The organism is Globicatella sp. HMSC072A10 (assembly GCF_001811625.1).
GTDB lineage: Bacteria > Bacillota > Bacilli > Lactobacillales > Aerococcaceae > Globicatella > Globicatella sanguinis.
This window is the reverse complement of sequence record NZ_KV805681.1, coordinates 1-26,803: the sequence shown is the minus strand read 5'-3', so window position 1 is coordinate 26,803 and position 26,803 is coordinate 1. Positions and strand designations below refer to the sequence as shown.

20 protein-coding genes are annotated in these 26,803 nt (G+C 37.4%); 3 read left to right on the top strand and 17 right to left on the bottom strand.

Annotation, left to right across the window (positions count from 1 at the left end; translation table 11 throughout):
- Positions 1-13 precede the first annotated feature (13 nt).
- From HMPREF2811_RS03795 to HMPREF2811_RS03765, 7 genes are all read right to left on the bottom strand, one after another.
- Positions 14-1,399, bottom strand: coding sequence for an oxaloacetate decarboxylase subunit alpha (locus HMPREF2811_RS03795; protein WP_071408174.1), 1,386 nt, complete (start codon positions 1,397-1,399; stop codon positions 14-16).
- Between the two features lie 182 nt (positions 1,400-1,581).
- Entirely contained in the window at positions 1,582-2,874 is a 1,293-nt protein-coding gene (locus HMPREF2811_RS03790; protein ID WP_071408173.1) for a 2-hydroxycarboxylate transporter family protein, read from the bottom strand.
- 32 nt (positions 2,875-2,906) lie between these two features.
- Complete coding sequence (citX, locus tag HMPREF2811_RS03785) at positions 2,907-3,458, bottom strand: citrate lyase holo-[acyl-carrier protein] synthase (protein ID WP_071408172.1); 552 nt, start codon at positions 3,456-3,458, stop codon at positions 2,907-2,909.
- The gene (gene citF, locus HMPREF2811_RS03780; RefSeq protein ID WP_071408171.1) at positions 3,448-4,983 is read right to left on the bottom strand and encodes a citrate lyase subunit alpha; all 1,536 of its coding nucleotides are present in this window, start codon (positions 4,981-4,983) and stop codon (positions 3,448-3,450) included. The genes citX and citF overlap by 11 nt, the downstream gene beginning before the upstream one ends.
- Before the next feature lies 1 nt (position 4,984).
- Entirely contained in the window at positions 4,985-5,872 is an 888-nt protein-coding gene (citE, locus tag HMPREF2811_RS03775) for a citrate (pro-3S)-lyase subunit beta (protein WP_071408170.1), read from the bottom strand.
- Complete coding sequence (gene citD, locus HMPREF2811_RS03770) at positions 5,860-6,168, bottom strand: citrate lyase acyl carrier protein (RefSeq protein WP_071408169.1); 309 nt, start codon at positions 6,166-6,168, stop codon at positions 5,860-5,862. The genes citE and citD overlap by 13 nt, the downstream gene beginning before the upstream one ends.
- A 181-nt stretch (positions 6,169-6,349) precedes the next feature.
- Positions 6,350-6,637, bottom strand: a complete 288-nt coding sequence (locus HMPREF2811_RS03765) for a GNAT family N-acetyltransferase (protein ID WP_071408168.1) — start codon at positions 6,635-6,637, stop codon at positions 6,350-6,352.
- 284 nt (positions 6,638-6,921) lie between these two features.
- Here HMPREF2811_RS03765 and HMPREF2811_RS03760 point away from each other — a divergent pair, with 284 nt between their 5' ends.
- The gene (locus tag HMPREF2811_RS03760) at positions 6,922-8,679 is read left to right on the top strand and encodes a flavocytochrome c (protein WP_071408167.1); all 1,758 of its coding nucleotides are present in this window, start codon (positions 6,922-6,924) and stop codon (positions 8,677-8,679) included.
- Between the two features lie 110 nt (positions 8,680-8,789).
- On the opposite strand, the gene lysS is transcribed toward HMPREF2811_RS03760, so the two are convergent.
- The 3 genes from lysS to HMPREF2811_RS03745 all read right to left on the bottom strand — a co-directional run bounded on the left by lysS (position 8,790) and on the right by HMPREF2811_RS03745 (position 12,424).
- The gene (lysS, locus tag HMPREF2811_RS03755) at positions 8,790-10,295 is read right to left on the bottom strand and encodes a lysine--tRNA ligase (protein ID WP_066125605.1); all 1,506 of its coding nucleotides are present in this window, start codon (positions 10,293-10,295) and stop codon (positions 8,790-8,792) included.
- Positions 10,296-10,517: 222 nt separating this feature from the next.
- Positions 10,518-11,723: a YcjF family protein gene (locus HMPREF2811_RS03750; RefSeq protein ID WP_066125603.1), complete on the bottom strand. Its 1,206-nt coding sequence runs from the start codon at positions 11,721-11,723 to the stop codon at positions 10,518-10,520.
- Positions 11,724-11,734: 11 nt separating this feature from the next.
- A complete protein-coding gene (locus tag HMPREF2811_RS03745) occupies positions 11,735-12,424 on the bottom strand; it encodes a zinc metallopeptidase (protein ID WP_066125601.1) in 690 nt (229 codons plus the stop codon).
- 163 nt (positions 12,425-12,587) lie between these two features.
- On the opposite strand from HMPREF2811_RS03745, the gene HMPREF2811_RS03740 reads away from it, so the two are divergent.
- Positions 12,588-13,472, top strand: a complete 885-nt coding sequence (locus HMPREF2811_RS03740; protein ID WP_071408166.1) for a LysR family transcriptional regulator — start codon at positions 12,588-12,590, stop codon at positions 13,470-13,472.
- 131 nt (positions 13,473-13,603) lie between these two features.
- On the opposite strand, the gene HMPREF2811_RS03735 is transcribed toward HMPREF2811_RS03740, so the two are convergent.
- From HMPREF2811_RS03735 to rpoB, 4 genes are all read right to left on the bottom strand, one after another.
- Positions 13,604-14,653, bottom strand: coding sequence for a PTS sugar transporter subunit IIC (locus HMPREF2811_RS03735; protein WP_174519400.1), 1,050 nt, complete (start codon positions 14,651-14,653; stop codon positions 13,604-13,606).
- Positions 14,654-14,696: 43 nt separating this feature from the next.
- The gene (locus HMPREF2811_RS03730; protein ID WP_066125596.1) at positions 14,697-15,692 is read right to left on the bottom strand and encodes a D-2-hydroxyacid dehydrogenase; all 996 of its coding nucleotides are present in this window, start codon (positions 15,690-15,692) and stop codon (positions 14,697-14,699) included.
- Between the two features lie 534 nt (positions 15,693-16,226).
- Complete coding sequence (gene rpoC, locus HMPREF2811_RS03725; RefSeq protein ID WP_071408165.1) at positions 16,227-19,868, bottom strand: DNA-directed RNA polymerase subunit beta'; 3,642 nt, start codon at positions 19,866-19,868, stop codon at positions 16,227-16,229.
- A 55-nt stretch (positions 19,869-19,923) separates the two neighbouring features.
- Positions 19,924-23,535 carry a DNA-directed RNA polymerase subunit beta gene (gene rpoB, locus HMPREF2811_RS03720; RefSeq protein WP_371441398.1) on the bottom strand — a complete coding sequence of 1,204 codons (3,612 nt, stop codon included), beginning with the start codon at positions 23,533-23,535 and terminating at the stop codon, positions 19,924-19,926.
- A gap of 558 nt (positions 23,536-24,093) precedes the next feature.
- Between rpoB and HMPREF2811_RS03715 the strand changes: the two genes are divergently transcribed.
- On the top strand, positions 24,094-24,573 hold the full coding sequence (locus tag HMPREF2811_RS03715) for a nucleoside 2-deoxyribosyltransferase (protein WP_071408164.1): 480 nt from the start codon (positions 24,094-24,096) through the stop codon (positions 24,571-24,573).
- A 72-nt stretch (positions 24,574-24,645) separates the two neighbouring features.
- On the opposite strand, the gene HMPREF2811_RS11380 is transcribed toward HMPREF2811_RS03715, so the two are convergent.
- From HMPREF2811_RS11380 to HMPREF2811_RS03705, 3 genes are all read right to left on the bottom strand, one after another.
- Positions 24,646-24,783 carry a hypothetical protein gene (locus HMPREF2811_RS11380; RefSeq protein WP_168164940.1) on the bottom strand — a complete coding sequence of 46 codons (138 nt, stop codon included), beginning with the start codon at positions 24,781-24,783 and terminating at the stop codon, positions 24,646-24,648.
- A gap of 268 nt (positions 24,784-25,051) precedes the next feature.
- Positions 25,052-26,014, bottom strand: a complete 963-nt coding sequence (locus HMPREF2811_RS03710; protein WP_071408163.1) for an NADPH-dependent FMN reductase — start codon at positions 26,012-26,014, stop codon at positions 25,052-25,054.
- Positions 26,015-26,017: 3 nt separating this feature from the next.
- Positions 26,018-26,581: an NADPH-dependent FMN reductase gene (locus HMPREF2811_RS03705; RefSeq protein ID WP_371441399.1), complete on the bottom strand. Its 564-nt coding sequence runs from the start codon at positions 26,579-26,581 to the stop codon at positions 26,018-26,020.
- Positions 26,582-26,803 lie beyond the last annotated feature (222 nt).

The window sequence follows — 26,803 nt, the reverse complement described above, 5'->3', positions numbered from 1 at the left end:
GGCTTCATCCTTTCTAAATATAGGCTGTAACTTTCACCACTGATTCTTCAGGTTGATTACGCTTCATTAAAAAGTTTTTCCCAACCTCTGGAAACAGAGCATAAATTAAGACATCTTCTTCGCTTTTAGCTAAGTCACCTATCTCTAACGTTAGCTTTCCAAATTCAGCTTCTAGATCATCGGCTGGTCGATAATCAATGACTTTTTCATCGCCCATGATACTACGGCGGAACATTTCATCGATTGCCACCGGGGACTTACCGTATTTACCAACTAAATAACTGCGAACTTCGTTTGAAACCATCTTGTATCGTTCACCAGTTGCAATATTCATTGTAGCCTGTGTTCCAACCATTTGACTAAGTGGCGTCACTAATGGAGGATAACCTAAATCTTTACGCACCCGTGGAACTTCCGCTAACACTTCATCATATTTTTCAGCCAAACCTGCTTGTTTCAATTGAGAACTTAAGTTAGACAACATTCCACCTGGCACTTGATAAATTAAAGCCCGTGGATCAGCAGTTAACATTTTAGGATTGATTAAGTCTTCGGCTAAATATTTATCTCGCATTTTTCTAAAGTGTTCAGCAATTAAATCTAATTTCTCGTGATCAACTGTGGTTTGATAGCCTAATTCTTCTAATGCAATCACTAATGATTCTGTTGCTGGTTGACTAGTCCCTTCGCTTAATGGTGATATGGCGGTATCGATTCGATCTGCACCGGCTTCTACCACTTTTAAAAGCGTCATTTGTGAAACGCCACTGGTTGCGTGCGTATGGACAATTACCGGTATCGACACTGCCTCTTTAATCGATTTAATTAACGAATAGCCACGTTGAGGCGTCAGAATGCCGGCCATATCCTTAATGCACAGTGAATCAGCGCCCATGCCCTCAATTTCTTTTGCTAATCCAACATAATACTCATCGGTATGAACAGGACTCGTTGTAAATGCAATGGCGACTTGCGCTTCCTTTCCTGTCCTTTTGACTGCTTCAACCGATTGTTTGGTGTTGCGCATATCATTTAAGGCATCAAAAATTCTGAAAATATCAATCCCATTGGCTGCGGCTTTCTCGACAAATTTATCGACCACATCATCCGCATAATGACGATAACCTAATAAATTTTGCCCGCGCAATAGCATTTGCAACGGCGTATTAGGAGCTAATGCTTTGATATTTCTTAAACGTTCCCAAGGGTCTTCATTTAAGAAGCGAATACATGCGTCGAAAGTCGCGCCGCCCCAACATTCTAAAGAAGCATATCCAGCTTGATCGAGTACCGGCAAAATGTCTTTCATGTCTTCAAAAGGCATGCGGGTCGCCAATAAGCTTTGATGCGCATCTCTTAGAACGGTTTCAGTGATGCCGACTAAATGCTTTTCCGTCATAATATTACCACTCTCCTTAATTTATCTGTTAATCACATTATATCAAATTACATTTGTACATTCATGCTCAATAAAAATTATTTTATCTTTTTTGTCAATTCTAGTATTTATAAAGAAAGACGTGAGCACTCGATAAGAGTCAAGTGCTACGTCTAAGCAAAGCTGTTTAAAATATGCTAATCTTATAGGAAAAATCCGAATAAAATTGATGCTATGACCAATACCATTCCTCCACCTAAACGTGAAGATAATTGGGCATAAGAAATTAAGCCCATACGGTCAGCTGCCCCTAAAACGGCCAAGTCTCCTGATCCTCCACGGTTAGCCATACATAGTCCAGCAGTAACAGCTGAATCGATTGGATAGAAGCCTACCATCCAACCAACAATCGCTGATCCTAAAATCGCACCGATAACAATTGCTGCTGCAATAATAACATTACCTAGAGATATAGCTGCCCATAGTTCATTTAAATCTGTTGAAACTCCGACCCCTACCATAATAACTAATACTAAGTTTTTAGAGAAAAATGACTGAACATCTTTAGCAGCCATACGTAAACTACCAGGTATTAAATCAAATGCATTCGCTAGTGCTACTAAAATAATCATAAAAGCAAATGCATGAATCGGGATTGAAGGTAATATATAATTTTCCCACAATTCAGACAAAAGACGACCTGCTTGATAGAAAGTTAAGGCCATTAAAATAGCTCCGGCATAATCTTTGATTGAAATTTCATAACTTTCTTTATCACTTTTGATTTCATCAGCATTACGAATCAATGTATTGCCATCACCAGTTAAATTTGTTGATTTTTTCCCAATATTATTTAAAATACCACCTGAAATAATTGCAAAAATATTAGCAATCGTTAAGATAGCAATCGCAAAACCATAATAATTAGCTGCTGTATCACCAGTAACCCGTTCATAGATTTGTGATAATGGTACTGCACCAGCACCGTTACCCCCTCCCATAACTGGTAGAACATATTTGATAATAGTGTCCGTTGGGCTTACTCCAAATAATAACCCTGCTAAAACACCTAGAATTCCTGCACCGACAAGTCCACCTAATATGGCTGGAATATATCCTGAGAAGGATTTTAACATTAAGTCACGATTTAGGCCTAAAATGGATCCTGTAATTAGGGCTATGATGAAAAAGTTTAGCACTCCCATTGGTTTGGATGTAACTTGATCCATTAATTCGACATATTCTGTAGGGATTACATTAAACTGAACTAAAAAGGCAGTTCCTAGGAAAGCTAAAACAAGCCCTCCCCCAACATATGAATTCCAGATTGGGATTCGCTCACCAATTTCATTAAAGATAATACCAATAACCATCATAATTGCGATGCCGCCAGCTAGGTCCTTAGATAATACGCCTGTATACATCGCAAGAATCACTAACAAAGCAAAAACGATAAACAACTTAATGTTTAATCCAAAGAACTTTAAGTTTTTCATAATGCACCTCTGTAAATTTTTTATTTTTATTTTTAATTACTATTCTCTTCTAGATAGTTTAAGACCTTCTTACTAATGTAAAGTCGAATATCATCTAAAGAATGGGAACGGCTCCGTCCACATTCTTTAGCGATATTATCGCAAAGAAAACATTTTCGAGGTGGATAACCAATCTCAGTTCGACTTATTTGAAATATATTTTCTTTGTTTTTATAATGAACATCTAAATCTAATAATCGACCTAATTGACTTTCTTCCTCATATTTAATCAATCTTTTCTTAAGTAATACCGGATTGATTGATAATAGTATATACGCTTCATTTCCTGTTTTGTTACTTACGAAACGAGTTAGAATCGTTTCTTTTGAAAATTTACGTTGCAAACTATTTAGTTCGCATTCAAAAACTCTTTTTAATATTTTTGAGTTTTTTATCTCACCTGGAATATTCATTGTGATATATAAAAGTGTTCCCTGGGGAGCTTTTAAAAAAATATTTCTTTGCAATTCTTGTCGTTCTTCCCTAGCTTGTAACATTTCAAGTAATGTTACACTTTCTCCATCAAAGACTTGACTATTTGACATTGCGAACGGTGTCAATAACTGTGCCATCTCGATATTCAACAACTGCGACAACTTTGTCCCCATACTCAATTGGGTCTGGTGTTCCAACTACGGAATAAGCTTTTTCTTTTAATTCTTCTATTGTAAAAATTGGAACTTTAATATCTTTAAAGTGTTCAATTAAATCAGAACGATTAGGATTAATAGCAATACCAACTTCAGTTACTACCACATCCACTGAAGTTCCAGGTGTGATGATAGTATTAACTTTTTCTACAAATGTTGGGATACGTCCGCGAATCAATGGAGATATTACCATACTCATTTTAGATGCGAATGCTGTATCAGAATGCCCACCAGAAGCACCTCTTATGACACCATCAGATCCTGTTAACACGTTGACATTGTAGTCTGTATCTACTTCTAATGCTGACAAAATACAAACATCTAACATATTGATTACTGCACCTTTATTAAACGGCGAAGCATATAAATCTGCATCAATTTCATAATGGTTTGCATTCCGTCCTAATGACTGACCTGAAGGTTGGTCGAAATCTTGTACATCTAAGATTTTATCTACTAAACCATCTTCTAATAACTCAACCATTGCATTGGTGATACCTCCTAATGCAAAAGAGGCTTTTATATTGTCTTTAATCATTTGTTCTCTTAAGAAGCGAGTTACGGCTAACGACGCCCCACCTGTTCCTGTTTGGAAAGAGAATCCTTCTTTATAGTATGGAGAACTTGTTATAACTTTAGCTGCGTATTCAGCAATTAACAATTCTTTAGGATTTTTTGTAAATCGCGTCGCCCCCTTTGCTATACCTGTTGGATCACCAATTTGATCAACAACAACAACATAATCAACATTTTTTTGTGGAATGCTGATAGGCGTATTAGGATAAGGTTTTAAGTTGTCTGTAATAACAACCACTTTATCGGCATACTCAGCATCAACTTTTGCATACCCTAATGATCCACAAGCTGCTGAACCAGAAGTCCCGTTCGCATTACCATATTCGTCTGAACTTGGAGCACCTAAAAATGCCACATCAATATGAATTTTGCCTGTTACAATAGCTCCAGCACGTCCCCCATGTGAACGAATAGTTACCGGATTTTCCATGATTCCCTCTGAAATCGCTGCACCTAATTTGTCGCGTAATCCCGAAGAAGTTATGTTAGTAACAACACCATTTTTTATATGTTCAATTAGTGGTTCATGGATATTAGCAATTGACGATGGTGCAATAGAAATGTTTTTAATCCCCATTGCTGCAATTTCTTCCATAACCATGTTAAGAACAAAGTCACCTTCTCTTAAATGGTGATGAAAAGAAATCGTCATTCCATCTTTTAATCCTGTTTTTTCAATCGCTTCACGGATGCTCGATAATAATTTTTTATTGCCCGGTGTTACGGGTGTGACATTCGCTTGGGTACGATTAAAATTTTTAATATTAGTTGTTTCACCTTCAAATACGCCGTGAGTGTTTGCTAATTCCGAAGGAATTTCACGTCCAACTTTATTAACTACCATCTTAGTATTCTCCTTCCTCGATAATACCTGCTGCTTTAGCGAGTGCTAATACACGTTCAGCACGCTCAACAATCGGTTTATCCACCATTTTTCCGTTAACTGAAATAACTCCCGACCCCTTAGCTTCTGCTTCACGTATTCCTGCCACAACAGCTAAAGCATTGTTTATTTCTTTTTCTGTTGGTGTATATATTTCATTAACTAATGGTATTTGTCTCGGGTTAATGACTGATTTACCATCAAATCCTAACTGTTTAATTAATGATACTTCCGCTTTAAACCCTTCGGTGTTGTCAACATCTGAATAAACAGTATCGATAGCAGCAATACCAGCAGCTCGTGCTGCATGTAATATCATATTTCGAGCAAATGAAAGTTCAGTTCCATCAGGATAGCGTCTGGTTTTCATGTTTGTCACATAGTCTTCTGCTCCCAATGCAATCCCAATTAAACGCTCACTTGAATTAGCGATTTCTCTTGCGTTAAGTACACCTTCTGCAGATTCAATTGCCGCCATCATTTTCGTGGTACCAACCTCAATGTCATTTTCTCGCTCAACTTTTTCAATTACTGCTTCTACATCAATGATATCCTGAGCATTTTCTGTTTTTGGTAATCGTATAACATTTACTCCTGCCAAGACTACTGCTTCAACATCAAGATCGCCACCATCTTCTAAAGCATTAATACGAACTACAGTTTCAACATTCGAATAGTCAAATGTCTTTAAAGCAAAATGTACTAAGGCTCTAGCTGAATCTTTTTCTTTTAATGAAACAGAATCTTCTAAATCAAACATCACTGAGTCTGCACCATAGATTGCAGCATCACGTAACATTGCAACATTTGATCCAGGGACAAACATCATAGTTCTTCTTAAACGTTCCATGAGTCAATCTCCTTCCAGTCATAATCAGTTACTCCGAGTGCACGGTTCACTGCAATAATTGTTCTAGCTTGAACAGTACAATCTAAAGCACCTTTATCAACAGCTTCCACTAAAACAGAATCAATCTTTAAGTTGGAAAGCGTTTTCTCAATCACTTCTCGTATTCTCGCGCCGAACTGTTTTTCTACACTCGAACTTAAATTAATACTGACCTCTTCCTCAGTATTTGGGCTTACAGTAATCATGATATCACTTGATTCAAGTGTACCAGCTACTGCCGTTTTGGTAATTTTCATTTCTACACTCCTCTATTAAAAAAATTAATAAACATTGCCTATATATTTATTATAACCGTTTACATTACTTATAAAAAGAGTTTCATTGTTTTTTTTGTGTTCTTTCGATTTATATTCACTTTTTAACTGTTATGAGTGTTTATATTTGGTCGCATTTTATTTTACAATCTTGCAAAGGAGTTTATTGTTTAACCGCATTAATCCAGTCGTATTTATCGGCTTCCTTTTCGAATTTAGCAACAACATAGCTACATTGAGCTTTAATTTTCTTATTCTCTTTAGCCATTTCGGATACTAAATGGTCTAATAATTTTTCTGCAACCCCTTGCCCTCTCAGCACAGGATCAACATAAGTATGATTGGCAATGACCACTGCTGGGTCCGTTGTTGGTTCAAATGTAATTTCTGCTATAATCTCACCTTGTTCATTGCGTTTAACATAGCCGTTTTCAATTTTTTCGAATTCCATAAACTTCACCTCTTTGAGAATAATATAGCATAGTTCAATAAATAATGTCATTCAAAGTAAACTATAAACACAAAATATATTCTTTATTGGACTTTATTTAAAGCTGCTAGGCCTTATATAATATGCTTTAAGTATTTATGAGTAAATTATGAGTATTTTTTCATATCATTAATCAAACGCTTACTTTTTATGTGTATCTTTGCACAATATTTGATGTTAAAATCGTAGTTGGATATTTTATATATTTATAGTCCAATAATATAGTAAAGAAAGGATTTTATTTGATGAAAAACATTTCAAAAATTTTATCAGTCATTCTATTAGTGGCTACAAGTATCACTTTATTTGTTACTTCTTTCACTCCACAGATTATGGCAGCAGAAACTGCTTCAGCGACCGAGACCGGGTCGGGTGGTGACATTACTGTTACCGTTACTTTAGAAGATGGCAAGATCATCGACATTCAAACCGAACATGGCGAAACAGGCGGATTGGGCGAAGAGGCCATTAATCGTTTAGTTGAAGAAGCCATTAACAATCAATCAATTGAGTTAGATGTTGTCTCAGGAGCTTCACAAACCTCAACAGCTTTTATTACCGCATTAACCAAAGCGATTGAAAAAGCAGGCGGCGATACTAAAAACTTCCAAGGTAAATCAGAAAAAGTTACCGAAAAAACAGAGGAAACAATGGAAACTGACGTAGTAGTTGTGGGTGCTGGTGGTGGTGGATTCGCTGCAGCGGTGACGGCAAAACAAGAAGGAGCTGACGTGGTTCTATTAGAAAAACTACCGGTAGTTGGGGGTAACACTCTGATTTCAGGTGGTGAATATGCAGCACCAGGCAACTGGTTACAAGAAAAAGAAGGCATTGAAGATTCACCTGAAAACTTTATGAAAGACGTTGAAGTTGCTGGTGGTGACCCTGAATTAATTAAAGTTGTGGCAGAAAATGCTACTCCTACCGCTGAATGGTTACGTGATGAAATTGGCGTAAAATGGTTAGACTCATTAATGTTCTTTGGTGGACACTCCGTGAAACGTTCTTTAATTCCTGAAGGTCACACGGGTAATGAATTAATTTCCAAATATAAAATAAAAGCTGAAGAATTAGGAATCCCAGTTTTAACTGAACACGATGTAAAAGAACTCTTAGCTGTAGATGGTAAAATTGTAGGTGTGAAAGTTGAAACCCCAACTTCAATTTTAACGGTTAAAGCCGATGCAGTAGTCTTAGCTTCTGGTGGGTTTGGTGCCAATGATGAAATGTTATACGAAAATGACCCTGAAGTAGATGAACATGTCTTATCAACAAATTCACCTGGTGCAACTGGTGATGGTATTACCATGGCTCAAGCACTTAATGCTGATACCGTTGGGATGGATAAAATCCAATTATATCCTATTTGTGATGTTGAAACTGGTAAATTACTTTATGTAGGAGATACTCGCCTTGTTGGCGGTGCCCTATTAGTTAATAAAGAAGGAACTCGTTTTGTAGAAGAATTAGATACTCGTCGTGCCATTTCATTGGCAATCAAAGAACAAACCGATCACGTCGGTTACCTTGTGTGGGATGAAAAATCTTCTGAAACCACTGGGACAATTCATTCTCACCCGGCAGAAGCAGAAAGCTTATTCAAACGCGGACTATTAGTTAAAGCTGATACACTCGATGAATTAGCAGAGCATTTTGATATCGATAAAGAACAATTAAAAGAAACGGTTGCGACCTTTAATGAAAATTCTAAGAAGAATGAAGACCCTGAATGGAATCTTCGTATGTTAGGTTGGACTATTGAAGAAGCGCCATTCTATATGTTAAAAGCCGGCCCAGCTGTTCACCATACCATGGGCGGATTAAAAATTAATACTGAAGCTCAAGTATTAAATACTGATGGTGAAGCAATTGAAGGACTCTATGCTGCAGGAGAAGTGACCGGTGGCATTCATGGGTCTAACCGTCTAGGTTCAGCGGCAATGGCCGACATTTCGGTATTTGGACGCATCGCGGGTAAAAATGCGGCTGAATTCGCAAAATAATGTTATAAAGACTAAGAATCCTTAATTCTGTTGTCTCAACAATATAAATAGCTCTGTACTGTTCATTTATTTGAACAGTACAGAGCTATTATTTTATGTGAATTGAATTTCTAGTTGTTTCTTAATGTTGGGAATAATAATACGTCACGAATCGATTGTGAATCAGTCAATAACATGATTAAGCGGTCAATCCCAATTCCTAATCCTCCGGTTGGTGGCATACCATATTCTAATGCTTCTAAAAAGTCTTCATCCACTGGATGAGCTTCGTCGTTTCCAGCATTTTTTTCCGCCATTTGCGCTTCAAAACGTTCACGTTGATCGATTGGGTCTGTTAACTCCGTAAAGGCATTAGCATACTCTTTTCCAACGATAAAGAGTTCAAAACGATCGGTGAAACGAGGATCCTCTTCATTTTTTCGTGCTAATGGTGAAATTTCTACCGGATGTCCATAGACAAAGGTTGGTTGAATACATTTTTCTTCACAATGAGTTTCAAAGAAATTATTAATAATATGTCCCACTGTTAAATCGTGTGGGTTGACTTCAACATGATGTTCTTTGGCTAGTGCTTTGGCTTCTTCAAAAGTCATTTCTTGCCAGAAATCGACACCCGTTACTTCTTTAATCATATCGACCATATGACGGCGGGCCCAAGGCTTACCTAATTCAATAGCTTGACCATCATATTCAACAGTAGTAGTTCCTAAAACTTTTTCAGCAACAGATTTAATTAAACCTTCGGTTAGATCCATAATATCCGTATAGACAGTGTAGGCTGTATAAACTTCTAACATGGTGAATTCTGGGTTATGGGTCGTATCAATTCCTTCATTACGGAATACGCGACCTATTTCATAAACCTTTTCCATACCACCCACTACCAATCGTTTTAAGTGCAATTCTAAGGCAATACGTAAATATAATTCCATATCTAAAGCATTATGATGCGTAATAAATGGTCTAGCACTCGCACCACCAGCTAAGTTATGTAATGTTGGTGTTTCAACTTCTAAATACCCCGCATCATCTAGGTAATGACGAATTTCACGTAAAATTTTTGAACGGTTAATGAAACGATTACGGCTGTCATCATTACTAATTAAATCTAAGTAACGTTGACGGTAACGCTGTTCCACATTGGTTAAACCATGGAATTTGTCCGGTAATGGACGTAATGCTTTTGTTAGTGGGACAAACTCAGTTGCATGAACGGATACTTCTCCGGTATTCGTTTTAAATACATAACCAGTGACTCCCACGATATCTCCCAAGTCTGCCACTTTAAACCAAGGATAAGTGGCTTCGCCAACACCATCTTGACGAACGTATACTTGAATTTTGCCATCCATGTCCAATAAATGAGCAAAACCAGCTTTTCCTTTTCCACGTTTTGAAACCATTCTTCCGGCTACTGAGACCATAATCTTCTCTCCTTCAGCCAAGGTTTCTTTATCTAAATGATCATAAGCTGAATGAATTTGACTAGAAGTATGCGTCCGTACAAATCCAGAATCAAACGGATTGACTTCTGTTGATTCCTCCATATTTACCATTTTCTCACGACGCGCAATGAGTTGGTCGTTTAATGTTTCTTGAATTTCATGTTCACTCACGAATGGTTCACTCCTAAATATTATTTATTTCATGTTTTTAAAAATTTACACATATAGATACATTTTAACGGAATTTTGACTAAATGTCACACCTTTTATAAATGAAAGGCTTTTCTAGTAACAGTTAGTCCTTTATTCGTCAAAAAAAGATTCCTAGCGTCATGGAAGACACTAATCATTACTTAATTAGGTCCATTTTGCTAAGAATCGTGTCTCATTCTTTTAATAATTTTCGACAAAGAAGCTTCTAGTCCACAGTGGTAATTGATTCTTCACTGAATCGGGCAACATTTTTGAGACTTCTTTTAATTGTTCATTAAAATTTGCTCCCATTAATTTTGAAATTTCATTTAAGCCTATATCGTGACCAATCATTTCAGCTTTAGCTATTTGCTTAAGCACTTCTATATAGCTATAGGCTAAAGCAATGGTTAAGCTACTAGCAGTCATACCACTAATCACTCCGCCAGTTATCGTCCCCACGCCAGGAATAAACTTTAATAAATTACCCGCTAAATATTTACCTAAGGCCGTGGCACCTCCCGTACCGCCTACACCAGCTAACATACTTATAATTTGTGATTTTTCTAATGACAAACCAAAAATAGCTGTTATATGGCCTAACATCGTAATTTGCATTGGCACCAGAATGGCTGCATCCGATACCGGTATGGGGGTAAAGCCTACACCAAAAGAAGTTTTAATATAACGCTTAGCCCAACGTCTCGCATCTTCGACTTTGCGATCAATATCGATTTGTTGGGCGTTGATAAAAGCCTGATGTACCTTTGATGGAATTATTTTTAAGGTAATATCAATCAAGTCCTGTAAACCATGTGCAGGTATTTTTTGATGTGATGAGAGCGCGTATTCTTTGGCTAATACCGGCACAACGCCCTCGATTGGTAAAGCTAACTCTTTTAAATACTCAATAAAATCATTTGTTTCTTGGCCAATCGATTGGGTTACGACTAAAACAACTGGTAATGCACTCGCTAAGGCCCTGATTATTTCGACTTCCATTGCTTCAATACGTGACATATTAGCATTCACACAATAATAAGCTAAATGAATTTCCTGACCATTGCCCAATTCTTTTTGGATATTAATTAAATGTGCAAGGCTTTTTAATACCTCTTTTTGAGCCTCTGCCGTTAATTCTAATCCTTTTGTATCATAGAGGGTTAACGGGACGCCCTCTTTTGTCAACTTTTCAACGTGCTGGGTTACAGGCATCCCCACCCCTGTCTTAGCGATATTCTCTCTAAAGAGAGCATTAATTAAGGTGCTTTTGCCACTCCCAGTTTTTCCTGCCACTAAAATATTAATAGAAGGCATCTTCTTCACTTCATCATTGACTTTCTTAGCTAAGTCATTCGCTAAGTTTACATTTACTTTTCCCCGTAAAATACGTTGAAATATACTCATCCAATCTCTCCTTAGTCACGACGACGACTATTTGCGATTAAAATAAAACGTAATAAGGTGAACGCACTATTTAATGTGCTAGCAACATAGGTAAAGGCTGCCGCATTCAATACTTTTTTCGCTGCTGGTAATTCCTCTGGCTCAATTAAATGATGAGACTCCATAATCGCTAAGGCACGCTTGCTCGCATCAAATTCAACCGGTAAAGTAATAATTTGAAACGCTAAAGCTAAACCAAAAGCAATAATCCCAATCCATACTAACGAAAAAATATTTAAGATAAAACCAGCCATTAATAAAGGCATTGATAAACTAGAGCCAAATTGGGCAATCGGTGCAAATGAACTACGTAATTTTAAGAAACCGTAGCTTTCTGCATCCTGCAGCGCATGTCCGCACTCATGAGCCGCTACCGATATGGCGGCAATCGACGTTGATTGATCGGTTGCATCTGATAATCTTAAAACTTTTGATCTTGAATCATAATGATCAGATAAATGGCCCGCAACATGTTCGATTGAAACGTCATGTATATTGGACGCTTGTAATAAAGTTTGAGCTGCTTGTCTTCCTGTAATTTGGTTAAGAGACTCTAATTCGTCATATTTTCTAAAGGTACTTGTCACACGTGATTGAGCAAACATTACTAATGCCGCTCCAATTAACACTAAAATCATCGTACTATCGTATCCATAATACATCCATAACACCTCCAAAGAGTTTATTAACGTCATTATACCAATTTTTGGGAATGATTTCATTATATATCAACTTTGCTCATAAAAATCAGACTAAAGTTGGTAATAGTGACTCAAATCGTTTATGTTATACTAATATTAGTTAGATAGGAAAGAGGTTACCTTCATGGATATTAGACAATTAAAATATTTTATTGCGATTGCCGAATCAAAAAATCTTTCGAGAGCGGCTAAAAGTCTTTTTGTTACGCAACCCACTTTATCACAAACCATCAAAAAACTTGAATCTGAACTCAATACTGTGCTGTTTAATATGACCGATGAAGGGATGATGTTAACTGAAACAGGACAAGTCTTGTATGATGAAGGGATTAAAATAGTCGAGGACTTTGAAAAGCTAATTGATAAAGTTTCGCAATACAAGCACCAACCTATTGAAAAAATAATAGTAGGCTTAACGACCCTATTCGCCATTCAATTTATGAAACAAATCTCTCACTTTATTGCAACCCATAGTAATGTTGAATTAGCTATTTTCCAAGATGGTTCACGTCAACTACAAAAAATGCTGGTTGATAAGGAAATCGATGTGGGATTATTATCATTCCCCCAACTTTATCCCGAAATTTCAATCGAACCTCTAGCTACTTCTACCCAAGGCTATTGGGTGTCGGTCGTCATTCCTGAAAATAATCCCTTAGCTAACAAAGAGGCGATTCAAATCATCGACTTAAAAGGGCAAAACATTTCTAGCTTGACGCATCATTTCATGTTAGGCGAAATGTTAACACGGAGTTGTCACGCAGCTGGTTTTGATCCTAATATCGTATTTGTGCATAACGACTGGGCAGTCTTATTACATAGCTTAAAAGAGCTTAACGCAATTACCATTTTACCTTCTGAATTTCAAGCACTCAGTGACAATAAAGGATTAAAATGGATTCCTTTCGTTGAGAAGAATAACTTCTACCCCATCGGTATCGCTACTCGCAAAGATTTTGTGACTACCTCAGCGATTCAAGAATTTATTGAAGCCATCAAATCAAATTAAACAAAAACACCACTTAAATAGCCTTGTTGCCATTTAGGTGGTGTTCTTTCGTCTACATATTGACTTTTTAATAATGAAAAGTTTATCAACTCAAAGCTACATCAGTAGCTTTCTGCCTAGACATCCTATCATTATAAGTCTAAGCGATAATCTTCTTCAGAGACAATTGGCATTACTTTGGTAAAGACATGTTTAAATACGAATCCCATTGCCACTGGAATCACAATAAACGCTAAAATCGACACTAAAATATTCATAACATTGCCAAAGCCACCTTCAGCTAAGTTTATTGCATTAATCGGCCCAACTAACCCTGAAAAACCAAAACCAGCGGACATTGGCGTTCCTTGAATATTGAAAATTTGAGCAACCAAACCACAGACGGCTGCATTAGCGATAATTGGAATCATTGTTTTAGGATTTTTCACTACGACTGGCATGGACATTTTGGGTGAGCCAATAAAATGTGCCATACTTGTACCCACACCATTGACATTCCATCCCATAATCGCTAAACCAAAACCACAAGCACAAATACCTAAGTTACCAGCACCAGAACCAATACCTGATAATCCAACAGCTAAAGCGATGCCGACGGTAGTAATAGGAGAAACAATTAAAATCGCAAAAATAATCGCAATCAGAATACACATTATAATCGGTTGCAGTGTTAATAATGAAGCAACCCCTTGTCCAATTAAGGTTGTAATGCTAGTAACATAAGGTAAAATCATTCTTCCAAGACCGCCAACACCAGCTAATAATAATGCCGGAATGACAATAATAGTATACGATTTTAATTTATCGCCTACTAATAAAATCACCAATGCAGCTAAAGCGGCTGTTAAACCAACATTTATAATATCGCCGGTCCCTTTAATCGTCATCGCCCCATCAGCAAATTGAACGGCACCTGAAGCATACATCGCCGCCAATCCGACTGAAGCCGATTGGATCGGATTAAATTTAAAATTCAATCCAACCATCATACCACAAACTAATCCTAACATAGAATTAGACATGGCTAAGGCATTTAAAATTGGAGATCCTGGCATAATCGCTTTAAATAATTCCGATAGTAATGCCCCTGGAATCAAGACCACTACCGTCCCCAATGCCAATCCATTTAAAATATTCATCGCAAATTTATTTGCTGTCATTTTACTTTCCATCTTGTTCACATTCCTTACTCTATTATTGACGTTTACCGCTTTTATTATTTAATTAATTTACACGATTACGGGTCGTTCCCGTTTCAATGACTTCTACTGTTGCATTTAATCCACCTTCAACTAAGTTCTTCACGGCTTCATCCGTATAAAAAGCAATGTGTGGTGAATAAATGATCTTTGGATGATTAATAACTTGCAGGAATAACTCATCTTCAATTGTTTGGTCTGTTAAGTTTTTAGGAATCAATGGCCCTTCCTCTTCATAAGTATCCAAACCGGCTCCCATTAAATGCCCCTCATCCAATACTTCAATTAAAGCTTTCGTATCAATTAAAGCACCTCGTGCCATATTTAATAAAATCGCATCTTTTTTACATTTTAATAATAATTCTTTATCGAATAAATAATGATTTTCTTCAGTTGCTGGCATGTGTAACGAAATAATATCGGCATCCTTAATGACCTCTTCAATAGAGTCACCATAGGTTAATAAATCAGATAATTGCGTATTTGGATATAAATCATAACCGATAATTTCACAACCAAACCCTTTAAAGAAACGTGCCACTGCTTGACCAATACGTCCTGTTCCTAATACCGCAACTTTCATGTCTCCCATTAAACGCCCGCGGATTTCAGGTGTCCATGAGAAATTATGTTCATTCACTCTTTCTTGAATTAAATCATATTTACGAATGATATTTAAAGCCATTGCAACTGTCCATTCAGCAATCGATTCTGGTGAGTAACTTGGTACGTTTGAAATAATAATGTCATTCTCTTTAGCCAAAGCCAAATTATACATGTCTACTCCCGCACTTCGTTGCGCAATTTGCTTAATTCCCATTTGATGTAATTGTGCATATAATGACTCATCTAATTTTCCTACTTGTGATAAAGATAAGCCATCATAACCCTTCACTCGTTCGATTAATTCAGGTGTAAAATTTTCTTCATTTATTGATAATTCTACTTGATGTTCCTTCGCCCAATTCTCAGCGACGATTCTTTCTTCATCCCGAACACCAAACATAATAATTTTACGCATTATTTATTCCCCCTTCATGTACTATCTTAATCATAAGACTTTGAACAGTAATTCACAATAGCATAATAACACTTCGTTATACATATAATTTATAGGGGTATAAATAAAATAAATAGTTCACATAGTTTTTTTATTCTGGTTATCCCTCCTTTATTTTTTCATTTGAATATTATAACATTTTTAATTTAATTAGTCTTCTTTAATTAAGTTTGATTTCCGATTGAAAGTAGGGAAGAATCAGAATGACTGTTATTTTCTGAATCAATCGCTTTTATAACAAACAAAAAAAAAAAAAGAGGTCGAACCAAAACTTTTTTGTTTTAGTTCAACCTCTATTACTTCTCAATGAAGGCGGGCAAGACGTAGAAAGCCAAATGACTTTCGCTGCGTCTGTCCACCCCCGCAGAATTGGGAGTGAACCAGAAGTAGAAAACCAATGGATTTTCACTTCGTCTGTCCACCACTCGCACAGGTGACCAGCTCTCAAACAAGTCATTGAGACTCTAATTGGAATCACTCAACCACTGCGCTAAATTATTCTACTTCTGTGGTTTCAGTTACTTCGGTCGCTGCTATTGCTTCAGCCTCGTTTAATTCTGCTTGTACGTCTAGGTTTGATTTGATATTACGATATCTGGTCATACCAGTACCAGCAGGGATTAATTTACCAATTGTAACATTCTCTTTTAGTCCTAATAAGACATCTTTCTTACCGCGAATGGCTGCATCTGTTAAGACACGAGTTGTTTCTTGGAAGGATGCAGCAGAAATAAATGAATTCGTTTCTAAGGCTGCTTTGGTAATTCCTAATAACACTGGACGCGCCGTCGCAGGGATTTCTCCCGCTTTAATAGAAGATGCATTCGCACGAGCAAAGTCTGCGATATCCATTAAAGCACCTGGTAGAATTTTTGTGCCTGCAGGGTCCATAACGCGTACTTTACGTAACATTTGACGAACCATTACTTCGACGTGTTTATCGCCAATCTCTACCCCTTGGCCACGGTATACCGCTTGTACTTCACGTAATAAGTATTTTTCAACTGTAATCACGTCAGTAACACGTAACAATTCTTTTGGATCAATGGAACCTTCCGTCAATGCTTGACCACGTTCAACCATATCGCCTTCTTTTACTTTCAAGCGTGCTTGATAAGCAACATTATAAGTACGAGTATCACCGTTACCAGCTATCGTAATATCTTTCGAACGGTCGCCCGCTTTTTCTTCGATCGATTCCACAACACCGGCTACTTCCGTAATAGTCGCTTGTCCTTTAGGATTACGCGCTTCAAAAATCTCTTGAATACGAGGTAAACCTTGAGTGATATCGCCACCACCCGCAACCCCTCCGGTATGGAAAGTACGCATGGTTAACTGAGTACCAGGTTCTCCGATTGATTGAGCTGCGATCGTTCCGACCGCTTCCCCAACTTCTACTTCAGATCCGGTCGCCAAGTTACGGCCATAACATTTTTTACATACACCATGTTGTGTATTACATGTAAAGACTGAACGAATCGTTACTTCTTTAATACCTGCATTGACGATAGTCGCTACTAAATCTTCAGAAATTAATTCATTTGGTCCAATAATTACTTCACCTGTTTCAGGGTGACGGACTGTTTTTTGAGTATAACGACCAATTAATCGTTCTTCTAATGACTCAATCACACTATTTCCGTCGGCAATTTCGGTAATCACAATCCCTTTATCCGTACCACAGTCGTCTTCACGAACGATCACATCTTGCGCTACGTCAACTAAACGACGTGTTAAATAACCTGAGTCGGCTGTCTTCAAGGCCGTATCGGTCATCCCTTTACGAGCACCGTGAGTAGAAATAAACATCTCTAAGACCGATAATCCTTCACGGAAGTTTGATGTAATCGGTAATTCGATAATCTTACCACTTGGCGCCGCCATGTTACCACGCATACCCGCTAATTGAGTAAAGTTAGAGATATTACCACGGGCACCTGAATCCGACATCATATGGATTGGGTTTAATCTTGGTAATGAACTCTTAAGATCATCTTGAATCTTATCTTTTGCTTGTTCCCAAGTACGAATAACACTTCCATAACGTTCATCTTCGGTAATTAAACCACGACGATATTGTTTTGTGATATTTTCAACTTTTTTATGTGCTTCCTCTAAAATACCCTCTTTAGATTCTAGACGTAATACATCGGCAACCCCAACAGTAATACCAGCACGTGTTGAATACTTGTAACCTAAGTTTTTCAATTTGTCCAACATCACAGACGTTTCTGTAATTTGGAATCGTTTGAAGACTTCTGCGATAATATTACCAAAGTCTTTTTTCTTAAACGGTGGTACCATCTCCATTGCAGCAATCGCTTCTGGTACATCTGTTCCCGGTTCTAAGAAATATTTATCAGGTGTTTGTTGGGTTAGGTTAGTATTAGTCGGTTCGTTTAAGTAAGGAAACTCTATTGGCATAATTTCATTGAAGAATAATTTACCAATTGTTGTCACCATTAAACGTTCTTTTTGCCATTCAGTAAATGGTTTTCCAGGTAATGCTTTAGCTGGAATGGCAACACGTGTATGTAAATGTACATAACCATTTTGATAAGCGATTTCTGCTTCACCCACACTACTTAACACTAAACCTTCACCGATACGTCCTGGTTCTTCTAAAGTTAGATAATAGTTACCTAAGACCATATCTTGAGATGGTGTTACAACAGGTTTACCATCTTTAGGGTTTAAGATGTTTTGCGCTGCTAGCATTAACAAACGTGCTTCTGCTTGTGCTTCTTCTGATAAAGGTACGTGTACCGCCATTTGGTCCCCGTCAAAGTCGGCATTATATGCCTCACACACTAATGGGTGTAGACGGATTGCGCGACCTTCAACTAATGTTGGCTCGAAAGCTTGAATTCCTAAACGGTGAAGCGTAGGTGCACGGTTAAGCAACACTGGATGTTCACGAATAACTTCTTCAATTACAGGCCAAATCGCATCATCTTGAGTTTCAATCATACGTTTAGCATTTTTGATGTTGCTAGCAATTTCACGTTCAACTAATTCTTTCATTACAAAAGGCTTGAATAATTCAATTGCCATTTCTTTTGGTAAACCACATTGGTACATTTTTAAGTTAGGTCCAACGACGATAACAGAACGCCCCGAGTAGTCTACACGTTTACCTAATAAGTTTTGACGGAAACGACCTTGTTTCCCTTTTAACATATGCGATAAAGATTTTAATGGACGGTTACCTGGTCCCGTTACGGCACGACCACGACGGCCATTATCGATTAAAGCGTCAACCGCTTCTTGTAACATACGTTTTTCGTTTTGAACAATAATACCAGGAGCACCTAAATCTAATAAGCGTTTCAAACGGTTATTACGGTTAATAACACGACGGTATAGATCATTCAAGTCACTTGTCGCAAAACGTCCACCTTCTAATTGAACCATTGGACGAATATCAGGTGGGATAACTGGTAGGACATCTAATACCATCCATTCTGGTTTATTACCTGATTCATTGAAAGCATCTAAGATGTCTAGACGGCGAATCGCACGTGTACGTTTTTGACCAGTTGCTGTTTTTAAGATTTCTCTTAATTCTTCAACTTCTTTTTCAACGTCTACCATTTCTAATAATTCTTTAACGGCTTCTGCACCCATTTTGGCATAGAAACGGTCACCGTATTCGCGTTTTTTCTCACGATATTCTGCTTCCGTTAACAATGATTTAAATTCTAACGGGGTATCACCTGGATCAATAACGATGTATGAAGCAAAGTAAATCACTTCTTCTAAGTAACGTGGACTAATATCCAATACTAATCCCATACGACTTGGAATTCCTTTGAAATACCATACGTGTGTAACTGGAGCAGCTAATTCAATATGTCCCATTCTTTCACGACGTACTTTTGCTTTCGTTACTTCAACACCACAGCGATCACAGACGCGTCCTTTATAACGAACGCGTTTTAATTTACCACAGCTACATTCCCAATCTTTAGTTGGTCCGAAAATACGTTCACAGAATAATCCGTCACGTTCAGGTTTTAATGTACGGTAGTTAATGGTTTCAGGTTTTTTTACTTCACCGTATGACCAACTACGAATTTTTTCGGAGGATGCTAAGCCAATTTGCATGGCTTCGAAATTATTAACATCTATCAAGGGGCCGACCTCCTTTTTTTATTTTGGAGCGCCTAATACTCCAATGGCACCTAGGCTATTCTTCAACTGTTTCTACTTCTGCTGACTCTTTTTCAGTGTTGTTTTCTGTTTCGCCAACTTCTGCTTCTAGTTTAGCTTTTTCAGCTTGTTTTTGTTCTTCACGATATTTATCTAATGCATTGTAGTTAATTACGTCATCATCATCGTCATCGTCACGTAATTCGATTTCATTATCATCTGCATCTAATACTTTAAGATCTAATCCTAAGGCTTGTAATTCTTTTACCAATACGCGGAAGGATTCTGGTACACCTGGACGCGGAATTGGTTGACCTTTAACGATTGCTTCATATGTTTTCACACGTCCCACAACATCATCGGATTTATACGTTAAGATTTCTTGTAAAGTATAAGCAGCACCATAAGCTTCTAGTGCCCAAACTTCCATCTCACCAAAACGTTGTCCACCAAATTGTGCTTTACCACCTAAAGGTTGTTGCGTTACTAATGAGTAAGGTCCTGTTGAACGAGCATGTAATTTATCATCAACCATGTGGGCTAATTTAATCATATACATAACCCCAACAGAAATCTTACGGTCAAATGGTTCTCCTGTACGTCCATCATAAAGAATGGTCTTCGCATCTTGTTCTAATCCGGCTTCTTTAACGGTATCCCAAACATCTTCTTCGGTCGCACCATCAAAGACTGGAGTCGCAATTTTAATGCCCATTTGACGAGCAGCCATACCTAAGTGTAATTCTAATACTTGTCCAATATTCATACGTGAAGGTACCCCTAATGGGTTTAACATAATGTCAATTGGTGTTCCATCAGGCATAAACGGCATGTCTTCTTCCGGCATTATTAAGGATACTACCCCTTTATTACCGTGACGTCCGGCCATTTTATCCCCTTCACTAATTTTACGTTTTTGAACGATATAGACACGAACTAATTTATTTACACCTGGTGCTAATTCATCGCCAGCTTCACGCGTAAAGATTTTAACATCATGAACAATACCGCCACCACCGTGAGGCACACGTAATGAAGTATCACGGACTTCACGAGCTTTTTCACCAAAAATTGCGTGTAATAGACGTTCTTCAGCAGATAATTCGGTTACCCCTTTAGGTGTGACTTTACCTACTAAGATGTCACCATCTTTCACTTCAGCCCCAATAGAAATAATACCGTCCTTATCTAAGTATTTAAGGGCATCTTCACCTACGTTAGGGATTTCACGCGTAATTTCTTCAGGTCCTAATTTCGTATCACGCGATTCTGATTCATATTCTTCGATGTGAATAGAAGTATAAACATCATCTTTCACTAAACGCTCTGACATGATGACCGCGTCCTCATAGTTATAACCATCCCAAGTCATGAAGGCTACTAATGGGTTTTGTCCTAAGGCCATTTCGCCATTTTCCATTGAAGGTCCGTCCGCTAAGATATCATTTTTCTCAACGATATCCCCTAATTTTACGATTGGACGTTGGTTGTAACAAGTTCCCGCATTTGAACGAGCAAATTTAGTTAAACGATATTCATCGGTAGAACCATCCGCTACTTTAACTTTCACACGATTCGCATCCACATAAACTACTTCACCGTCACGTTTACACAATAAGGCTGCTCCCGAGTCGTGAGCTGCTTTATATTCCATACCTGTTCCGATCAATGGTGATTGTGGATTAACCAATGGCACTGCTTGACGTTGCATGTTCGCTCCCATCAAAGCACGGTTAGAGTCATCGTTTTCTAAGAATGGAATTGAAGCTGTCGCTACCGCTACTACTTGTTTAGGTGAAACGTCCATAAAGTCAACTTTACTTACTGGTACTTCTATATTCTCAGAAATATAACGTGCCATTACTACATCATTTACGAATGAACCATCTTCATTTAATAATGAGTTAGCTTGTGCAACGGTATATAAATCTTCTTCGTCGGCTGATAAGTAAACAATTTCATCAGTAACTTTTAAGGACTCTTTGTCTACTTTACGGTAAGGTGTTTCGATGAAACCAAATTTATTAATTTTCGCATAGGTAGATAAACTATTAATTAATCCGATGTTTGGTCCTTCAGGTGTTTCAATCGGACACATACGACCATAGTGAGAGTAGTGAACGTCACGCACTTCGTATCCAGCACGGTCCCTCGTTAAACCACCAGGCCCTAAGGCTGATAAACGACGTTTATGAGTTAACTCACTTAATGGATTTGATTGGTCCATAAATTGTGACAACTGAGAAGAACCGAAGAATTCTTTAATAGCTGCTACAACCGGACGAATGTTAATTAATTGTTGTGGAGTAATGGTCGCAGTATCTTGTAAGGACATACGCTCGCGCACCACACGTTCCATTCGGCTTAAACCAATACGGAATTGGTTTTGTAATAATTCACCCACTGAACGAATACGACGGTTACCTAAATGGTCAATATCATCAGTTGTTCCAATGTTTAATTCTAAGTTTAAATAGTAGTTGATTGAGGCGATAATGTCAGCCGGTGTTAAGTTTTTAACGCCTTCGATATTACCATTACCAATAATATTAATAACTTTTTCAGGGTCGGCTGGTGAATAAACACGAATAACTTGTAAATCAATTGGTTCCGCAACAACACTTTCAGGTGCCGGATGCAAAGTAACCAAATTAATATTGTTATCTAAGTATGGTGTTAAAATATCGATTTTTTCTTGATCTAATTCTGTCCCTTCACTAAAGATAACTTCTCCTGTTTCAGGGTCAGCTAACGTTTCAGCTAATGTTAGACCAAGTAAACGATGTTTTAAATGTAATTTCTTATTAACTTTATAACGACCTACAGGTGCTAAGTCATAACGACGTGGGTCAAAGAAGCGTGCTGTTAATAAGTTACGTGAGCTTTCTGCTGTCTTTGGTTCACCTGGACGTAGACGCTCGTAAATATCTTTAAGGGCTTCTTCCACACGTGAATCAGTGATATTCTTATGAACATCTTTTTCTAATGTTAAATCTAATAATTCAGATTGACTGAAAATATCAATAATTTCTTCATCTGAACCAAAACCTAATGCACGAACTAATGCGGTTAAAGGTAATTTACGTGTACGGTCAATACGCACATAAGCAATTCCTTTAGCATCCGTCTCAAATTCTAACCATGCACCACGGTTAGGAATGACAGTTGATGTATAACTATGACGCGATTTTTTATCCACTCGGTCATGATAGTAAACACCTGGAGAACGAACTAATTGCGAAACGATGACACGTTCAGCACCGTTAATAATGAATGTACCCATTTCGGTCATGATTGGGAAATCACCAAAGAATACTTCTTGTTCTTTTACTTCTCCTGTTTCTTTATTAACTAAACGTAAAGTCACATAAATTGGTTTAGAATAGTTGGCATCATGGCTACGTGCCTCTTCTAAATTATATTTTGCTTCTTTAAATTCATAATCAATAAAATGTAACTCCAAATTCTCAGTATGATCAACAATTGGAGAAATATCTTCAAACATTACTCGCAATCCTTCATCAAGGAACCATTGGTAGGAATCAGTTTGAATTTCGATTAAGTTTGGTAGTTCCAAAACTTCATCAATTCGCGCATAACTACGTCTTTGAGCTTTTTTACCGTATTTTACAATATGATGCTGACTCAAGCTGTTCACCCCTTCTAAATATTAAAGCGCCGAAAGTTACGTTTATGTTACAAATATTACATTTAGCCAACAAATCGCTTTTTGTACTATTTTTAGGCAAAAAAAAGACAAAAGAGATCGAGTTTTTGAAAAATTATTGGCTCGTATCTTTTGTTCTTTTCGTGAAAACGCTGTTGGACAATATTTCAACCCGTTTTCTAAACTACTTTCCTGCGTCTTTGCAACTTATCATATTACATTAATCTTTAACTTCTGTCAACCCCTTCTGTCATGAATGATGCTCGTGGTTTTGCGATGTTTTATTTGAGTTAAACTGAGTTGCTTAGCATACAACAATGACTGATCAGTTTCTACCTGTGTCCCTTCTTCACACCTCTTTAGTTCTTGTCACGCTTTCTTTTTAAATTAATTTATCGTGTAGTCACTTTAACTTATTAATCAACTTTTTTATCACGAATTTTCCGGTAGTATGAAAAATATTTCCATTGTTTCTAATTGCTTCTCTCGATTTGCTTCACTATAATGAAGAGTAGTTTAAATGATTTTGGAGGTTATGATATGTCGAAATTATATTTTGCTGCCCCGTTATTTACTGAAATGGAACTAGCTTTTAATGCTAAATTAGCTCAAACAATTCGAGAAGCTCTACCTGACCTAGAAATTTTCTTACCTCAAGAACAGGGTGAAATTAACGATAAAAATGCTTATGCTGATTCAACTATGATTGCCAAATTAGATACCGAAGCTGTCCTATCGAGCGATGTGTTACTAGCAGTCTTAGATGGGCAAGTCATCGATCCAGGTGTCGCTTCAGAAATTGGTGTCGCTTATCAAGCTGGTATCCCAATTGTGGGTTTATACACTGACTCCCGTCAATTAGGTGGAACTAACCAACAAAAAGTCGAAGCCTTACAAGAAATTGCAGAATCCCAATTTGGATATGTCAATTTATATACTGTTGGCTTGATTAAATTGAATGGTAAAATCGTCAATAATAGTTCAGCTGTTCCTGAAGCCATCGAACAATTTTTAGCCTAAATAATATAAAACGTGGTTAGTCTAACATATTCTTGGATGATTGGTACTCGCCACGTTTTTTATGCTAAAAATTTAATATTGGTCACTTGCTCCCGAAGTCGTATCTATCATCGTTAGTCGATGACCTGATTTGGCTTCTGATTCAGCTTCTGTTGTATCTGATTTTGTTACTTTTCCTACTTTTGCTGTTGGAAGCTGTGTTTCTTGCATATTCTCTTCTTTTTTACTTTCATGGTTTAAATGTTTAACGGTCGCCGTAGTGGTAGTATCTACGTCTTGTTTTGAGGTATTTGTGTCATTAAAACCTACGTCGATTACTTTTATAATCTGAGGTTGAGTATCTTGTGTAGGCGTTGACTGCTTTGATTGTTCATTGACATAAATAAATTTTGCTTTAGCCTTTTCACTTGGTTCTGCTTCTCCAGCTGCACTTAATTGCGTTGGACTGGAAGTCGCATCAACCTTTGCTTCGATCGTCTCATTTCTTTGTAATGGTGGATTTTTTTGATTCCAAATGCTGACTAGCGCTACTTAACACATCTACTTCAGGGATTTCGGGTTCTGTGTATTGACTTTGTTTCGTTGTGGTTAAGTCTCCCGCGTTCGTTAGAGATTGTCCTGTTTGCTTTAAATATTGTTCAATTATTTGTGCATAATCCATGATAAACTCTTCAATCGAAATGATACTTCCGTCTTCATCTGTTACAGTTTGAAAGGTGTGAACAATATATTGGTCTTTATTTCCCGTAGGCACATGATAATGGGCGACTTCTTTTTCTCCTGACTTTAATTGTTGGATGATTTCTGCTACCTCTGAATCATCCATTCCTTTTGAAAAATCACCAAGTTGATAGCTCTGATGAATAATACCTTGTTTACGATGACGTGGTTGTTCGACTTGTTTTAAAATATGAACAAAGCGAACAAATTTTTCAATGCATTCTGATAAATATTGAATGGTTTTAGCGTCAACTAGCCGTCCATTTTCACCAAAGGCTTCTTTCGCTTGGCCTAATAAAAATTCATTTCCCGGAAAGACATGGGCTCTTAGACCTGGTGCTTCTAATATTTGTCGCAAATGTAATTGTGACCGAGAAGTGCCGAGTACATCATAACTGGCGCCAACTACCATCACCGGCTTATCTTCAAATGGATGCAGTTTGTATGACAACCATTCTAAAACACTTTTTAAAGCTGGTGGAATCGTATGATTGTGTTCAGGTGTCGCAATAATAACACCATCTGCTTCTAAAATACGTTGATTTAAGTATTGAACCTCCTCGAGATCAAGATTATCAGCAGAAGCATTAAAGAGTGGCACTTTAGAAATTTCCAATATTTCTAGGGTAAATAGATGCTGAAAGCGTGCTTTAATTTCCTTTAATAACAAGCGATTGTATGAATGTTCTGCATTTGAACCGACAATACCGACTAATTTCATTATTTAATCCACCTCTCTTTTCTCCCAATTATAATTCTCTGCTTCTTTTCTATGAACCGATGTTGCTTGAGTGACTTTTTCCATCACATTAATAAACGATAAATACTCATCAAACAACTTCGACAATTTAATTTTATTTTCTGCATTGACTAAGTTTCCTGTTTCATCAAATGCTTTTAATGAATGTCCTAATAAAAATTCAGAACTCGGCATGATACGCGCTTTTAGTTCTGGAGCGTCTAATATTTGACGTAAGTGTTGTTGAGCGCGAGACGATCCCAATACACCATATGAAGCGCCGGTGATCATGACGGGCTTGTCAACAAATGGATAAATCCCATATGAAAGCCAAGCAAGTGCATTATTTAATGCCGCTGGTATCGTATGATCATATTCTGGAGTACTAATAATCACCCCTTGTGCTTGTTCAATCTTAGCCGCTACCTTTATGACTACAGGAGGAAGTTGATCAAATGCTGGTTTATTAAATAATGGAAAAGCGTCTATTTCTACTAATTCAATCGTCGCTTTATCTGCAAACGCCTTTTTCATGTACTGTAATAACATCCGATTGGTAGACCTTTTTTCATTGGAGCCCACGATACCAATCAATTTATACACCAAAATCCCTCATTTCTTATAAATAATGTCGTACAACCAGTATTCCAACACCAATTATACGCTTACAACTCATTATAAGTGTATCAATTGCATCACTTTTGGTCAATCTCTATATTAGTCTGTATCAATAGTAAAAAAAGGCTCTATGTCAAGTAGTGTTGGTAAATA